Origin of the sequence: uncultured Sunxiuqinia sp. (genome assembly GCF_963974515.1) — a bacterium.
In the GTDB taxonomy this organism is placed as follows: domain Bacteria; phylum Bacteroidota; class Bacteroidia; order Bacteroidales; family Prolixibacteraceae; genus Sunxiuqinia.
In genome coordinates, this window is record NZ_CAXBDD010000012.1 from 21,931 (window position 1) to 38,932 (window position 17,002).

General features: G+C 45.4%; 12 protein-coding genes. 3 read left to right on the top strand and 9 right to left on the bottom strand.

Annotated elements, in window-relative coordinates; translation table 11 throughout:
- Positions 1-77: 77 nt before the first annotated feature.
- From AAC033_RS05225 to AAC033_RS05265, 9 genes are all read right to left on the bottom strand, one after another.
- Complete coding sequence (locus AAC033_RS05225) at positions 78-1,028, bottom strand: N-acetylornithine carbamoyltransferase (RefSeq protein ID WP_339736136.1); 951 nt, start codon at positions 1,026-1,028, stop codon at positions 78-80.
- A 160-nt stretch (positions 1,029-1,188) separates the two neighbouring features.
- A complete protein-coding gene (locus tag AAC033_RS05230; RefSeq protein ID WP_339736138.1) occupies positions 1,189-2,436 on the bottom strand; it encodes a glutamate-5-semialdehyde dehydrogenase in 1,248 nt (415 codons plus the stop codon).
- Between the two features lie 147 nt (positions 2,437-2,583).
- Positions 2,584-3,675, bottom strand: coding sequence for a glutamate 5-kinase (gene proB, locus AAC033_RS05235; protein ID WP_339736140.1), 1,092 nt, complete (start codon positions 3,673-3,675; stop codon positions 2,584-2,586).
- Between the two features lie 11 nt (positions 3,676-3,686).
- Positions 3,687-4,484 carry a pyrroline-5-carboxylate reductase gene (gene proC / locus AAC033_RS05240; RefSeq protein ID WP_339736142.1) on the bottom strand — a complete coding sequence of 266 codons (798 nt, stop codon included), beginning with the start codon at positions 4,482-4,484 and terminating at the stop codon, positions 3,687-3,689.
- A 2-nt stretch (positions 4,485-4,486) separates the two neighbouring features.
- Entirely contained in the window at positions 4,487-5,641 is a 1,155-nt protein-coding gene (locus AAC033_RS05245; protein WP_339736144.1) for an aminotransferase class III-fold pyridoxal phosphate-dependent enzyme, read from the bottom strand.
- Positions 5,642-5,648: 7 nt separating this feature from the next.
- Entirely contained in the window at positions 5,649-6,617 is a 969-nt protein-coding gene (gene argC / locus AAC033_RS05250) for an N-acetyl-gamma-glutamyl-phosphate reductase (protein WP_339736202.1), read from the bottom strand.
- A gap of 15 nt (positions 6,618-6,632) precedes the next feature.
- On the bottom strand, positions 6,633-7,826 hold the full coding sequence (locus tag AAC033_RS05255; RefSeq protein WP_339736146.1) for an argininosuccinate synthase domain-containing protein: 1,194 nt from the start codon (positions 7,824-7,826) through the stop codon (positions 6,633-6,635).
- A gap of 147 nt (positions 7,827-7,973) precedes the next feature.
- Positions 7,974-8,687, bottom strand: a complete 714-nt coding sequence (locus tag AAC033_RS05260) for a GNAT family N-acetyltransferase (RefSeq protein WP_339736148.1) — start codon at positions 8,685-8,687, stop codon at positions 7,974-7,976.
- Between the two features lie 13 nt (positions 8,688-8,700).
- Positions 8,701-9,207, bottom strand: a complete 507-nt coding sequence (locus tag AAC033_RS05265) for an ArgR family transcriptional regulator (RefSeq protein WP_339736150.1) — start codon at positions 9,205-9,207, stop codon at positions 8,701-8,703.
- Positions 9,208-9,431: 224 nt separating this feature from the next.
- Here AAC033_RS05265 and carA point away from each other — a divergent pair, with 224 nt between their 5' ends.
- From carA to AAC033_RS05280, 3 genes are all read left to right on the top strand, one after another.
- Positions 9,432-10,520, top strand: coding sequence for a glutamine-hydrolyzing carbamoyl-phosphate synthase small subunit (gene carA / locus AAC033_RS05270; RefSeq protein WP_339736152.1), 1,089 nt, complete (start codon positions 9,432-9,434; stop codon positions 10,518-10,520).
- 20 nt (positions 10,521-10,540) lie between these two features.
- A complete protein-coding gene (gene carB / locus AAC033_RS05275; RefSeq protein WP_339736154.1) occupies positions 10,541-13,780 on the top strand; it encodes a carbamoyl-phosphate synthase (glutamine-hydrolyzing) large subunit in 3,240 nt (1,079 codons plus the stop codon).
- Positions 13,781-14,135: 355 nt separating this feature from the next.
- Positions 14,136-16,922 (top strand): substrate-binding domain-containing protein, encoded by a 2,787-nt coding sequence (locus AAC033_RS05280; protein WP_339736156.1) that lies wholly within the window; start codon positions 14,136-14,138, stop codon positions 16,920-16,922.
- Positions 16,923-17,002: the final 80 nt, after the last annotated feature.

Sequence of the window (17,002 nt, forward strand, 5' to 3'; positions counted from 1 at the left end):
TGAACTTGTTACGGGATCTCTTCGAACAAGCAACAGATACTGAAGCAAGTTCAGAATGACGCTCTACAGAAGGATTGTTACTTGATCTGATCCAACATCATCTTCAGCACCGCTTGTGCCGAGAACAGGCGGTTCTCAGCTTCAGGTACCACGATGGAATTTGGTCCGTCGATGACGGAATCACTTACAATCATGTTTCGCCGCACCGGCAGACAATGCATGAATTTAGCATTATTGGTAACAGCCATTTGCCGGTCAGATACGGTCCAGCTACGATCTTTCGACAGGACCTGGCCATAATCGCTGTATGATGCCCAGCTCTTTGCGTAAATGAAATCAGCTTCTTCAAACGCCTTCATCTGGTCGTATTCGGGTTTCAGGTCGCCCATAAATTCGGGGGCCAGTTCGTAACCTTTCGGATGCGTGACGACCAACTCGTAATCGGTTTGGCGCATCCACTCGACAAACGAATTGGGCACAGCCTGTGGCAAAGCGCGTGGATGTGGCGCCCAGGTCATCACAACTTTTGGTCGAGCCTTTGTTTTGTGCTCTTCAATAGTCAGGTGATCAGCAAACGACTGCAGGGGATGCCTGGTGGCGGCTTCCATGCTCACCACTGGTACACCGGCATAGTCTATAAACTGCTGAATAATTTTTTCCTGGTAATCGTCTTCGCGGTTTTCGAACTTGGCAAAGGAACGCACCCCAATGATGTCGCAATACTTGCCAATCACCGGCACTGCTTCGCGAATGTGTTCCGGCTTATCGCCATCCATCACCACACCCAGCTCAGTTTCGAGCTTCCAGCCGCCTTCATTAATATCGAAGACAATCACATTCATTCCCAGGTTAATGCCTGCTTTCTGGGTACTTAGCCGCGTTCGCAGGCTCGAGTTGAAGAAAACCAACAACAAAGTTTTGTTTTTTCCCAAGGTCTGAAATTGATACGGATCCTTCTTTAGTGCCAAAGCCAATTTCAAGGCTTCATCTAAATTATCCAGGTCGTGTACTGATGCAAAATGTTTCATAATTTGAATAAATTCCAAGTTTTAAATTCCAAATTCCGAGTAATGGGTTCTACAAATGAGCCCCGTCTTCCTGAACTTGTTTCAGGATCTTTCTGTGTAACCGCTTCCTGCTTGTGGATTCTGAAACAGATTCAGAATGATTTGCTTTACGCCAGCCTATTTAGGGCCTCACTTGCCCATCCCCGTCAATCAGGTATTTGTAGCTGGTAAGTTCTTCCAAAGCCATCGGTCCGCGGGCATGTAGTTTTTGTGTCGAGATCCCAATCTCGGCCCCCAACCCAAACTGTGCGCCATCGGTAAATGCCGTTGAAACATTGCAGTAAACCGATGAAGCATCCACCATCTTCCGGAACAAATCCAGCCGCTCCTCGCTTTCCGAAATGATTGCTTCGCTGTGCTTTGAACTATAAGCGGCAATGTGATCCAACGCGTCGACAAAAGTAGGAACTGTTTTAACCGACATGCGATAGCCTAAAAATTCGGTTCCAAAAGATTCTTCTGTAGCTTTCTCCAACAATGCTGAGGGGTAATATCCATCAAGAGCAGCGTACGCTTTTTCATCCGCATAAATCACCACCTCACTTTTTGCCAAATCCGCACAGAGCTGCGGTAAATCGGCCAAACGGCTTTCGTGGAGCACCAGACAGTCCAAGGCATTACAAACACTGGGCCGCCGGGTTTTGGCGTTTTCAACAATCGCCTGCCCCTTGTCGGCATCGCCAAACTCATCAAAATACGTATGGCAAATTCCCGCTCCGGTTTCAATTACCGGAATGCTTGCATTTTCCCGCACATAATCAATCAATCCCTGTGATCCGCGTGGGATAAGCAGATCAACATAGCCGCGAGCATTCAGAATTTCAGCCGTTGCAGCACGATCGGCCGGCAAAAGTGTCAAAATATTGTGGTCAACACTGTGCTTTTCCAATACCGAATGAATGACTTTAACAATCGCCGTGTTTGAATCAATCGCATCGCTTCCGCCTTTCAAAACACATGCATTCCCCGATTTCAGGCACAAAGAGAACACATCGAACGTGACATTGGGACGGGCTTCGTAAATAATCCCAATCACTCCAAAAGCCACGGATATCTTTTTGATTTTCATCCCATTGGGTCGGATGGTTTCGCTCAAAACCCGTCCCAAAGGTGATGGCAGAGAAGCGACATTCCGGATATCCGCTGCAATTCCCTCAATCCGTTCGGAAGTCAGCTTCAAACGATCAAACTTGGGATCTTGCGGGTCCATCCGACTCAAATCCTTTTGGTTTTCAACCAATACGTCTTCGGTGTACTCCAGAGCTGCATCGGCAAGATCAATCAAAATCTCGTTGATCTTATCTTCACTCAGCAAGGCTAGACTCCTGCTGGCTTTCAATGTCAATTCCAATTGCTTTTTTACATCCATGACTTTTCCTGTTAATTTATTAAAAGTCCCCTTCCCTGGGGGAGGAAGGGGACAAACTCAGAATATTGTGACTATTGAAGTCAACAAAAAGGGGGTTGTTAAAGAAAAGGGTATAAATAATTATCCTGAGTCACTATTTTTCAATCTTTAATCTTCACTTAAATATAAATAATCGTAATGCACCACTGGTTTTTGTTTGGATGATTCACCTTCAGCTTTTACTTTTTCAGCCGAATATTGCGATTTCCCCCATCCCACCAGCCGGCCTTTTTCATCAATAATTTTTACAATGTCCCCGCGCTTAAACAGCCCTTTCACCTCAATCACACCAATAGGCAACAAACTGGTAGCCTTGGTTGAAAAAAGCGCTTCCCGGGCTCCTTGGTTAATGATCAACTCACCTTTAGCAAAACTGTGCGAGTAAGCAATCCACTTTTTCACGTTGGACGACTTTCGCTTTTCAGCTTTAAAGTAAGTGTGCTTCACTTCGCGTTCTTTACTCAAAATATCGGTCAACACTTCATCGCGCAACCCATTGGCAATATGAACCGCGATACCCTCCTTCGCTACTTTTCGCGCGATGGAGCTTTTAGTCAACATGCCTCCCCGCCCAAAACCCGACTTTTGTGGCAAAATCTTGTCCATCCAGTCGCGATCTTTAAGCTGAATCTCCTCAATAATTTTTGACGCCGGCAAATTAGGGTCGCCATCATAAATCCCGTCAATATTACTGAGGATGATCAGCGCATCCGAATTTTGCATGGAAGCAATCAGACCTGACAGCTCATCGTTGTCAGTAAACATCAGCTCGCTCACCGAAATGGTGTCGTTCTCATTCACAATCGGCACCACGCCATTTTCGAGCAAAGTGGTGAAGCAATTCTTCATGTTCAGGTAATGATTGCGCTCACCGAAATTATCTTTGGTAGTCAACACCTGGGCACAGGTAATACCGTGTTTGTTGAAAAACCCGGCATATTGATTGATCATCTTGACCTGACCAATCGCTGACCACAACTGACGCGATGATACCGTGTCCAGCTTTTTTGTCAGTTTCACCTCGCTTCGTCCGGCAGCAACTGCTCCCGACGATACCAGAATCACTTCAACCCCCCGCTTATACAAGCTGGCAATCTGGTCAACCAAATGCTCCATTCGGGCAACATTCAATGTCCCATCAGACTTAGTTAGAACGTTACTACCGACTTTTATGGTAATCTTTTTATAGTTGAAACTCATGTTTCCTGTTTCTAGCCACGCTCAATTTTGTTGAAAGAGGCAATAAGACCTTGAATAACCGACGAGCTAAACCCCTTGTGTTCCATCTCATTAATCCCCGTAATGGTGATTCCCCTCGGCGTGGTCACTTTGTCAATCTCCCGCTCTGGATGATGGCCAGTATTCATAATCAGCTGCACCGCTCCCTTCACCGTCTGAGCGGTTATAAACTGGGCCATTTCAGCCCCAAAGCCCATCTCAACGCCTCCTTGCATCGCCGCGCGCACATAGCGCAAGGCAAATGCGGTTCCGCACGATGCCAAAACGGTTGCTGCCGCCATCAACTCTTCAGTAATGACAACCGTCTTGCCCAACTGATCGAATAACGATTGTACGGTTTCCAAGTGCGCGTCAGACTGACCATTACCGGAAATACAGGTCATCGATTCCTGTAAGGAAATGGCTGTATTGGGCATCACCCGGAAAATGATGGATTCGTTACCAATCAGTTTGGCCAAATCACCCAAGGATACGCCTGCTGCAATGGAAACGATGATTTTGCCCAAAGTTAATGCCGGTTTTATCTGGTCAATTACTTTTTCGATGTGGTACGGTTTAACTGCCAAAATAACCAAATCGGCCGTTTTTACCGCTTCCAGATTATCCTGAAATGTATTGACTCCCTTAGCTTCAAATCCCTCTAAAACATTTTTTCGGGGATCGGCAATTGTAATGGATGCAGGCTCCACGTAACCCGATTTCAACAGGCCATTGACAATGGCTCCGCCCATGTTTCCTGCTCCTATAATGGTAATTTTTCCGACTTTCATTTTTAGTCTATTTCGTTTGAATGAACACGTAACTCACTCAAAACTTTTTCAAATTTCTCGATAAAATAAGATACCTGTTCCACCGTTAACGACAATGGAGGTAGCAAACGAATAATATGGGCACCAGATACTCCGGTGAATATTTTCTCTTCAAACAGCAACTTCTGACGAATGGGCTTTACTTCTTCTTCAAACTCAATTCCGATCATAAGACCTTTACCCCGTATTTCTTTAACACCGCTGATCCCAGAGAGTTCTTCGAGAAGGAAATCTCCTACGTTTTGAGCATTGACGACCAGGTTTTCCTGTTCCATAATGTCCAGCACCGCAATTCCCGCAGCACAAGCCAGGTAATTTCCGCCAAAAGTCGTTCCCAGCATGCCGTGCCAAGGCTTTAGTTCTGGGCTGATTAAAACACCGCCAATCGGGAAACCATTGCCCATTCCCTTGGCCATCGCAATGATGTCGGGCCGAACATTGGTGTATTGAAAAGCGAAAAACTTTCCGCTTCGCCCATAGCCAGATTGAATTTCATCCAAAACGAGCAAGGAGCCATATCTTTTACACAGCACGCTTAAACGCTCCAGAAAATCTGGGTCAGGCACATGAATGCCCCCAATTCCCTGGATACCTTCGATAATCACCGCAGCAACATCTTCAGCTTTGAGATGCGCTTCCACGGTTTTAATGTCGTTTAACGGTAAAATCACCGCATTATCGGTTTCGTTAAGCGGTGCTATAATCCTTGGGTTGTCAGTTACTGAAACGACAGCCGATGTCCGCCCATGGAAGCCTCTTTTGAAGCTGATGACCTTTTTTCGACCGGTGGCAAACGAAGCCAGCTTCAGCGCATTTTCATTGGCTTCGGCACCCGAGTTACACAAAAACAACTGGTAATCGTCCAACCCGGACAGTTGACCCAGTTTGTCAGCCAACTCTTGTTGCTGCGGAATCTTCACCGAATTGCTGTAAAAGCCTATCTGCTGCAACTGCTCACTAATTTTACTGACATACACCGGATGGCTATGCCCAATGGAAATAACCGCATGACCACCATACAAATCTAGGTAACGATTTCCGGCATCATCCCATACATAACACCCTTCGGCTGTTACCGGGGTAATGTCAAACAATGGATATACATCAAATAATTTCATAGTCCTTTTAAAATGACACCGGTTTTAAATTCAATCCAGATTTTTCATCCAGGCCAAACATCAGGTTCATGTTTTGTACCGCTTGTCCCGAAGCACCTTTCAGCAAGTTATCCGTCACGCTCAAAATCAACAATTTGCTCCCGTGCTTCTCCAAATAAAGAACAGCTTTATTAGTATTCACCACCTGTTTCACGTCCGGGTTTTCGCTGGTAACAAAAACAAACGGATGGGTGGCATAATAATCTTCGTAGAGTTTAACTGCGTCTTCGGCAGTTCCTTCAAAATCAGTATATACCGAAGCAAAAATACCCCGGGTATGATTTCCGCGCACCGGTACAAAGTTGATGTCAAAGTCAAATGAATTCTGAAGCTGAGTAAAACTTTGGCGGATCTCACCCAAGTGCTGGTGCTGAAACGCTTTGTAAACCGACACGTTGCTGTTTCGCCAGCTAAAGTGCGACGTTTTACTTGGAGCCTGCCCCGCCCCGGTAGATCCGGTAATGGCATTCACATGCAATTCATTTTTCAGTAAGCCAGCAGCAGCTAGTGGCAGCACTGCCAATTGAATTCCTGTGGCAAAGCAGCCCGGATTGGCAACGCGATTCGATGCTCGGATCACTTCCCTGTTTATTTCGGGCAGACCATAAACAAAGTCATTTCCTTCGGCTTTCAAACGAAAATCATGACTCAAATCAATGATTTTTACGGAATCAGGAAGACCCGTTTTTTCAATGAACTCCTTTGATTTTCCGTGGCCCATGCATAAAAACAAAACATTCGCCTTGGTCAAATCCGGGTCAGCCTCAAATGTCAAGCTTGTTTCTCCAATCAAATCGCGATGAACAGCATCAACCAAATTACCGGCATTGCTACTGCTCTGCACAAAAGCAATTTCTGCGTCGGGATGGTTCAGCAAAATGCGAATCAATTCACCAGCGGTATATCCTGCTCCTCCTATTATTCCAACTTGAATCATCAAAAATTCTCCGAATTAATATTTTTTATTGACTGAATTGTAAATTTTCAGTGACGTTCCCAATATTTTGGTGAAGCCTTTTACATCTTCGCTTGTCCATGCTTTGTTCATTTCACCGTACTCGCCAAAATCTGATTTCATCAAATCGTAATCCGACTCAATGCCGACCAGCACATAATGGTACGGTTTCAGTTTGATGATGACTTTCCCGGTCACGGTTTCCTGAGTGCTTTCCAGAAACTTCTCAATGTCGCGCATTACAGGATCCAGGTAAAGGGCTTCGTGTAAAAACATGCCATACCAGTTTGCCAATTGTTCTTTCCAGTACATTTGCCATTTGGTCAAGGTGTGCTTTTCAAGCATTTGGTGTGCTTTAATAATCAGCATGGGAGCAGCAGCTTCAAAGCCTACGCGCCCTTTGATACCGATAATCGTATCGCCAATGTGCATATCGCGGCCTATGGCAAAAGGAGCAGCCAGGGCTTCCAAAGCGCGAATGGCATCCACTGTGTTAAAGTATTTTTTTCCATCCACACCTTTCAGCTCACCTTCAACAAAATCAAGCGAAATTTCCTTCTCGCCTTTTTCCTTGAGTTGTGAAGGATAAGCTTCTTCCGGCAAGGTTTTCTCCGAAGTCAGCGTTTCTTTACCGCCGATACTTGTTCCCCACAATCCCTTGTTGATGGAATACGCCATTTTTGACCAATCCGCTTCAACTCCATGATCCTTCAGGTAGTCGATTTCAGCCTGCCGGGTCAATTGCAAATCTCGGGTTGGCGTTAAAATTTTAATATCGGGTGCCAGCACTTCAAAAGTGAGGTCGAAACGAACCTGGTCGTTTCCAGCACCAGTACTGCCGTGCGCCACATATTTAGCGCCGATTTTCTTGGCATACTCAATGATGGCAATGGCCTGAAAAACCCGTTCGGAGCTGACGGAAATCGGATAAGTATTATTGCGCAAAACATTGCCATACACCATGTAGCGAATACACTTATTGTAATAGGTGTCCGTTACATCCAGTGTCACATGTTTGGCTGATCCCAGCTCATAAGCCCGTCTTTCAATATCATTTAGCTCTTCGGCACCAAAGCCACCAGTATTAGCAATTGCTGTATAAACTTCAAGATTTTTCTCGACCGACAAATACTTTGCGCAAAATGAAGTATCCAAACCTCCACTGTATGCCAATACTACTTTTTCTTTCATGTTCTATTTTTTTTATAAAAGTGATGACACCAATTCAGCATTTCTACTGAAAACTTACAACTTTACTAACCTTATTATTTCCCGCAACTGCAATGCTCATGAATTGATTAATCAACTCAATACAATTTTGGGATCATCTGAAGAAAATTAATCCTGCAATGATTGCCGAACGGTGCCATCACTCATATGTTGTATTATTCTTTTAAACAGATTAATCCCTGAACCTTTGCCATTCGAATGGGACTTAGGCTTCAATTTTCCAATCATTTCCAACAAGGAATTACGCTTTGGTTTCTCCTCTTGTTTCACCTTCTTTTCTTCCCAGGCCGGATCAAACAGCATGCCAGTACACAAACATTTCGAACGGCCGGTGCGCGTCAATATATCGTAATTCACACAACTCTGACATCCTTTCCAAAAGTCTTCATCATCCGTCAGCTCCGAAAACGTTACCGGACGATAACCCAGTTCATGGTTGATTTTCATCACAGCCAGCCCGGTTGTCAAACCAAAAATTTTGGCTTTTGGAAATTTGGTGCGTGACAATTCGAACGCTTTGCGTTTGATCTCCCGCGCCAGCCCAATTCCACGATAATCACGCACGACAATCAAACCCGAGTTGGCCACAAAACGATTGTGCCCCCATGATTCGATGTAACAGAAACCGGCAAAAGTTTCACCTTCCAACGCAATGATCGCCTTACCTTCAGTAATTTTGTTGGTAATGTATTCATCCGACCGACGAGCAATACCCGTTCCCCGCTCTTTCGAAGCCAGGTCGATGCTATCATTTATCTCAGTAACATAATTCAAATGCGAAACATTTGCCGCCGTTACTTTTATATCTTTAATGTTTTTCATTGAGTCAATTCAACTATCCAATTTTGTCTTCTAATTTTGGCATCACCAAAATCAGACTATTAATTAAATCACTGGGAGTTACACCCTCTCTCATCACCAATAAAATGGTGTCATCCCCCGCTATACTTCCAATAATCTCGTACGGATCGGCATTATCTAGCACAGCCGCCAAGCTGCTGGCATAGCCCGGTCGTGTTCTTAACACAGCCAAATTTCCGGAGAATTGCAAATCACGAAAGCCGTCAACCAAAAAATTAACCCGGGTATTTTCCCGCTGCGGTTCCACACTTACCCCTTCTGGAATCACATAAACATATCCCTTGTTGAAATGTGGCACCTTGGCGACTTTCAAAATCTTTAAATCGCGCGACAAAGTGGCCTGGGTCAAATCGAATCCATCTTCCTTCAATTGTATAAGCAACTCATCCTGGCTGCTAACTTCCTTTGAAGTAATGATCCGCTTAATGGCCAACTGTCTTTTCGTGCGATTCTTCATTTTGTATATATATGCAATACTCATGCAAAAATATGCATTTTTTGCTGAATTCAAATTTTTATTCCGGAATTATTTCTATTTTTGTAGCCGAATCGTTCAGATAAGAACATTTTTGCAAGATGAACGTTTCGAAGTATTACAAATATGACGGTGAAGAAAAGACATTATTTAAAAGAAATAAGCACGATGCGTTTGCCCTACTTTCAGTAGTCAGACGCATTTTTTTTAATCTATAAGCGATTATTATAATGACACAGGCAAAGAAAGTCAGTTTGGTTTTAGAGGATGGGACCAGATTTGAAGGAAAATCGTTCGGATATGATCACTCCATCGCTGGTGAAGTGGTTTTTTATACGGCCATGACCGGTTATCCGGAAAGTTTAACAGATCCTTCATATACTGGTCAGATTTTGGTTTCAACCTACCCGATGATCGGGAATTACGGTGTTCCGACCGACCTTTTGGATGAAGGGATTCATGCGCACTACGAGTCGCACAAAGTACACATCAGCGGCTTGATTATTTCGGACTATTCTTCGGAATACAGTCACTGGAACGCCCAGAAAAGCTTGGGTGACTGGTTAAAAGAATCGAAAGTTCCGGGCTTATATGACATTGACACAAGGGCACTCACCAAAGTTCTGCGAGTCAAAGGATCGATGCTGGGAAAAATCGAATTTGAGGATGAACCGATTGATTTTTACGATCCCAACAAGGAAAACCTGGTGGCCATTGCCAGTATTCAGAAAAAAGAAACATACGGCAACGGCGAGCACAAAGTTGTGTTGATTGACTGTGGGGTAAAAAACAACATCATCCGTTGCTTGCTCGAACGCAATGCCACGGTTATCCGTGTGCCATGGGATTATGACTTCTCCGGCGAGGAATACGACGGTGTCTTTATTTCGAATGGCCCAGGCGATCCGGCACGATGCGAAAAAACAGTAGAGAATATCAAAAAGGTCATGAAAACCGAAAAACCCATCATGGGAATATGCCTGGGCAACCAACTACTGGCTCGCGCTGCCGGTGCTGATACTTTCAAGCTAAAATTCGGGCACCGTAGTCATAACCAGCCAGTTTTGCTGACGGGAACTGACCGTTGCTTCATCACTTCGCAGAACCATGGTTATGCCGTCTCACCTGAATCACTATCTGACGATTGGGAAACTTTGTTTATTAATGTAAACGACAACACCAATGAAGGGATTCGGCACAAATCGAAACCGTTCTTCTCTACCCAATTCCACCCGGAAGCCTCCAGCGGCCCGGTTGACACGGAGTATTTGTTTGATGAGTTCATTCAAAATATTATTGAATTTAAGCAGAAAGCCTAATTTTTATAACACAGCTTGAAATGAGTAACCAATTAAATAAAAGTATAAAGAAAGCGATCGTTCTGGGTTCAGGAGCATTGAAGATCGGTGAAGCCGGGGAGTTTGACTATTCCGGATCACAGGCGCTGAAAGCCTTAAAAGAAGAAGGTGTTGAAACGGTTCTGATCAACCCGAACATTGCCACCATCCAAACATCACAGGAAATTGCCGATAAGATTTACTTTTTGCCGATTACCGCCTTCTTTGTGGAACAGGTGATTAAAAAAGAAAAACCCGATGGGATTCTGCTAGCCTTTGGCGGACAAACAGCCCTGAACTGCGGGGTTGATTTATTCCGTCAAGGAATCCTGGAGAAATACAACATTCAGGTGGTAGGAACGCCGGTTCAGTCTATTATTGACACGGAAGACCGCCAGATTTTCGCCGGAAAGTTAGGTGAAATAAAAGTTTTAACGCCGCGTAGTATTGCATGTGTCAACATGGCCGAAGCCAAAGCAGCTGCCAAGCAACTGGGATTCCCCATCATTATCAGGGCAGCTTATACCTTGGGTGGCCTCGGTAGTGGATTCTGCAAAAATGACGAAGAACTTCAACAACTGGCATCCAGTGCTTTCTCTTACTCACCCCAGATCTTGGTTGAAGAGTCGCTGAAAGGCTGGAAAGAAGTAGAATATGAAGTGGTGCGCGACCAATACGACAACTGCATCACCGTTTGTAATATGGAAAATTTCGACCCCCTCGGAATCCATACTGGCGAAAGCATTGTTGTTGCTCCCTCACAAACCTTATCAAACAAGGAATACCACAAACTGCGGTCGGTCTCCATTCGGATTATACGCCACATTGGGATTGTTGGAGAATGTAACGTGCAGTTTGCGCTCGACCCATTTTCCGAAGATTACCGGGTGATTGAAGTGAATGCACGCCTTTCGCGTTCTTCAGCGCTGGCATCAAAAGCAACCGGCTATCCACTTGCTTTCGTGGCTGCTAAACTGGGCTTGGGCTATGGACTGCACGAACTAAGCAACTCGGTAACCAAAGTCACCACCGCTTGTTTTGAACCCGCACTCGACTATGTGGTTTGTAAAATCCCGCGCTGGGACCTCACTAAGTTTAGCGGGGTTTCGAAAAACCTCGGGAGTTCAATGAAATCCGTTGGCGAAATTATGGCCATTGGCCGAAGCTTTGAAGAAGCCATCCAGAAAGGAATCCGGATGATTGGCATCGGAATGCACGGATTTGTTGCCAATAACGAAGAAATCACCATCGAACAGATTGACGAAGAATTGACCAATCCCACTGATCGCCGAATTTTTGCCATTGCATCGGCTTTCGACCGGGGCTATTCGATTGATCAAATTTATGAGAAGACCAAGATTGACCGTTGGTTTCTTCAAAAATTATACAAGATACACAAGCTAAAAGAACGCCTGCTTCCGATACAAAGCTTGCCCGAACTTCAGGACGACCTGTTGCTTGAAACGAAAAAAGCAGGTTTCTCCGATTTCCAGATCGCTCGACTTGTGCTTAAAGCATCGAACAAAGAGATGAACGCCAAGCTGATTGAAGTTCGCGAGCACCGAAAAGCAAGAAACATTAAGCCGGTTGTGAAGCAGATTGACACACTGGCCGGCGAATATCCGGCACAGACCAATTACCTGTACATGACCTACAATGGCACAGAGCACGACATTGACTTTCCGAAGGATAACAACTCCGTAATTGTGCTTGGTTCGGGCGCCTATCGCATTGGTAGTTCGGTGGAGTTCGACTGGTGTTCGGTCAATGCCATCAACACCATCCGCAAGGAAGGCTACCGCTCCATCATGATCAACTACAATCCCGAAACAGTGAGTACCGACTACGACACCTGCGACCGCCTGTTCTTTGATGAGCTAACGTTTGAGCGTGTAATGGATGTGATTGACCTGGAAAACCCCAAGGGTGTGATCCTGTCGGTTGGCGGGCAAATTCCGAACAATTTGGCCATGAAACTGGCCGCTCAGGATGTACCGATTCTGGGTACTTCAGCACAAAAAATTGATAACGCTGAAGACCGCAAAAAATTCAGCTCGCTGCTCGATGAGCTGGGTGTTGACCAGCCACGCTGGAACGAGCTAACAAGCATCGAGGGCATTTACAAATTTGTTGAAGAAGTAGGTTATCCCCTGCTGATCCGCCCTTCTTATGTCCTTTCGGGTGCAGCTATGAATGTGGTGTCGAACGAAGACCAGCTGGAGCATTTCTTGCAGCTGGCAGCCGACGTATCGAAAGAACACCCGGTTGTCGTTTCCGAATTTATTGAGCTGGCCAAGGAAATTGAAATTGACGCGGTTGCCGATAAGGGCGAAGTGGTTGCTTATGCCATTTCGGAGCATGTGGAGTTCGCCGGAGTTCACTCGGGTGATGCAACCATTGTATTTCCACCACAAAAATTATACGTGGAAACCATCCGCCGTATCAAGCGAATTTCGCGCGAAATAGCCAAAGCACTTGAAATATCGGGCCCCTTCAACATGCAGTTTCTGGCTAAAGACAACGACATCAAGGTGATTGAATGTAACCTGCGGGCATCACGTAGTTTCCCGTTCGTTTCGAAGGTCATGAAAATCAACCTGATTGAAATCGCCACGCAAGTCATGCTGGGAGTTCCTTACCTGAAGCCCGACAAATCACTGTTTGAGCTGGACTATGTGGGCGTGAAAGCACCGCAGTTCTCCTTTGCCCGCCTGTTGAATGCCGACCCGGTTTTGGGTGTTGATATGTCGTCGACAGGGGAAGTAGGTTGTATCGGAGAAAACTTTTACGAAGCGCTTTTGAAAGCCATGTTATCCGTTGGTTATAATTTCCCAAAAAAGAACATCCTGATTTCTTCGGGGCCGGCCCGTTCGAAGCTGGAAATGCTGAACAGCGCCCGCATGTTGGTTGAAAAGGGCTATAATGTTTTTGCAACCGAGGGAACTCACCGCTTCCTTCGCGAAAATAAAGTAAAATCAACCATGTTGCACTGGCCCGATGAGGAAGACCAGCATCCAAATACCATCGAATATCTTCGGGAGAAAAAAATTGACCTGGTGGTGAATATTCCCAAGAATTACACCAAGCGCGAGTTGAGTAACGGGTATAAAATTCGCCGAAATTCAATCGACTACAACGTGCCACTGATTACCAATGCACGACTGGCCAGTGCTTTTATTTATTCATTCTGTAAACATACACCAGATGAAATTACCATTAAACATTGGGGTGAATACAAATAGCGCCTGAACGATCCCATAGACTGAATAGGAGGGAAACGAGTTTAATTCCCTCCTATTTTATTTTCCAGGGGGCTTTGAAAGTTTTGTAAAAAAAACTCGCCCAGTTCAACAGGGCCAAACCAAATCTTAGCACGGCAAAAATGTTAACAAGGAAGGTCGCTGCTGCAAAAGGACTGCAGAAAGGTTAAAAGGGCTGGAGGAGACTTAACGGGATTGGTGAAACAGTAACAAAATGGCTTGGGCAGGACACCGGACAATCAATTGTCACAGACCGCATTCTTTCTTATCCAGTTGGCAATGACAGCAAATCTTCGTTGAATATTCCGTATTTTTGAGCGAACTAAACTTCTAACGTATGCACCGGTTTTGGACCACCTTATTGGCTTTCGTTCTGCTGCTCTCATTTTGCCAACACCAGGCCTTGGCCAGTAAAAAATACACCGTTGGCTTTTCTCAATGCACCACCTCCGACTACTGGCGCCAAACTATGCAACGGGTAATGGAAATTGAGCTGGCATTTTTCCCCGACCTTGACCTGATCATTAAAGATGCGCAGGATGACAGCGACCGGCAAATTGAACAAATTGAAGCATTCATGGAAAGCGGCATTGATTTGCTGATCATCTCGCCCAACCAGTCGGAACCCATTACGCCCATTGTTGAGAAGGTTTACCAGATGGGCATTCCGGTGATTGTAATCGATCGGAAGGTCAACACCGACCAATATTCCGCCTACATTGGGGGAAACAACTATAAGATTGGGCAGGAAGCCGGGAAATATGCCGCCAAGCTGCTCAACGGAAGCGGCAAAATTGTCGAAATCAGGGGGCTCGACGGTTCCTCGCCAGCGATTGAACGCCGCAAGGGCTTTACTGAAATTTTGTCGAACTACCCCGGGATTGAAATCGTCTATTCAAAATCGGGCCAATGGAACTGGGACGGAGCCCGAACTGTGATGGAACAGGTGATGCGCGAGGGCATTGATTTCGATTTGGTTTTTGGCTATAACGATGTGATGGCCAAAGAAGCTTACGACGTAAAAGAAACCTACCAACCCGGCAAACAGGCTTATTTTTTGGGTATCGACGGATTGCCCGGAGATCGGGGAGGACTACAGGCCGTGATTGACGGAAAACTGGACGCCACCTTTTATTATCCCACGGGAGGCGAAAAAGCCATCCAAATAGCCAGTCGGATTTTAAATAATCAGCCATTCGAACGCGAAAATATTTTGGAAACCATTGTTATTGACTCGACCAATGCCGAAGTCTTGAAGTTGCAAACCGACCAAGTGGAACTGCTTCAACAAAAAATTGAAGCCCAAAGGTCCATTCTGGACATTCAAATTTCAAAATATCAAACCCAACGGCTTATTTTGACCTTTACCATTGTGCTGCTGGCACTGATCGTCATTTTGGTGTTCCTGGTCTTCAATGCTTTCAGAAACAAAAAACTGGCTAACCTAAAACTGGAAGCGAAAAACGCGAAGATTGAAAAGCAAAATCTGGCCATCAAGCAACAACGCGACAAACTGATGGAAGTGACCGAGCAACTCGAGGAAGCCACCCAAACCAAACTCCGGTTCTTTACCAATATTTCGCACGAATTCAGAACCCCGCTTACCTTGATCACCGGCCCGCTTGAAAACCTGATGCACTCGGAGAACTTTTCGCCAGAACAACAACGACAGTTCAAGCTCATGCACCGGAATTCGTTGCGGCTGCTTCGTCTGGTCAATCAGCTGATGGACTTCCGGAAGCTGGAAAACAAACAAATGAAACTCATTGCCTACGAAGTAGATCTGATTGATTTTTTGAAGGAAAAAGAGGAGTCGTTTGCCTACCTGGCCGAAAAAAACCACATTGATTTTCAATTTCACTCTGAAATCGAAAGCCAAGCCATTTGGATTGACCGCGACAAACTTGATAAAGTCTTTTTTAATTTGTTATCGAATGCCTTTAAGTTCACCCCCAGCAATGGCAAGATCTCGCTGCTGGTAAAAAAGCCAAAAGCGGTGCTCAATAAGCTTTTTGAAAAGGAAATTGAAATTGAAATCCGGGATTCGGGCGAAGGAATCGATCCGAAGTATGCCGAACGGATTTTCGACCGCTTTTTTCAAGCCGAAAAATCACATCATTTTAAAGGTACCGGGCTAGGATTAAGCCTTTCCAAAGAGTTTGTAGAAATGCACCAGGGGCAAATCCGGCTCGAAAGTCAGGTAGGGCAAGGCACAACCTTTACCCTTACCCTACCCTTGGGTAAAGAACACCTGAAACCAGAACAGGTGGATGACATAGTTCGTGAACCCAACCAAGATACAGAAACGCTGCTGATTAGTGAACAAAGAGGTCAACCCGGAATCGGGGCGCAGCCGGTAATGGAGCAAAACAAGCCGATCATCCTGGTGGTGGAAGATGTGGCGGATGTACGCGAATACGTTCGAACCTGTCTTGGCAATCAATACCAAATTATTGAAGCGGAGGACGGGGAATCGGGCTTGAAAATGGCCATCGAGGACGAACCCGATCTAATCATCAGCGATGTGATGATGCCCCGGATGAACGGACTTGAAATGACCAAGCAGCTAAAGCTGGATATAAAAACCTGCCACATCCCGATCATCCTGCTTACGGCCAAAGCCTCGCTGGAACACAAGTTGGAAGGATTGGAAGAAGGGGCTGATTCGTATATCATGAAACCGTTCAACAGCCAGCATTTGCTCATCCGGGTCAAAAAACTGCTGGAGCTTCGCCTAAAGATACGCGAACACTACAAAGACAAGCTGGACTTCAAATCGGAGGACACGCCCTTAAACCGGCTCGACCAAAAGTTCCTCAAAAAGCTCTCCTCTCTGATCACGGACAATGAAACCCAAAACGATCTGACGGTGGAAGAACTAAGCGACAAGCTGGGCATTTCGCGGGTACATCTGTATCGAAAAATTAAAAAGCTGACGGATATGTCGGTCAGCGAGTTTATCGTATCTGTTAAGCTGAAACGTTCGCTTGAACTGCTGCGGAACAGTGGCAAAACGGTTTCCGAAATTGCTTACGAAGTGGGTTTTTCAAGCCCCTCGTATTTTGCCAAATGCTTTAAAAACCAGTTCCGAATTTCACCAACCGAATACCGGCAACAGCAGTAAAAGGAAGACGGTTTAAAACACGAAGAGGAATTTGGGAGAGTGAGATGGAGAGCGTGTGAGAAGATAAGCATCCAGCTATT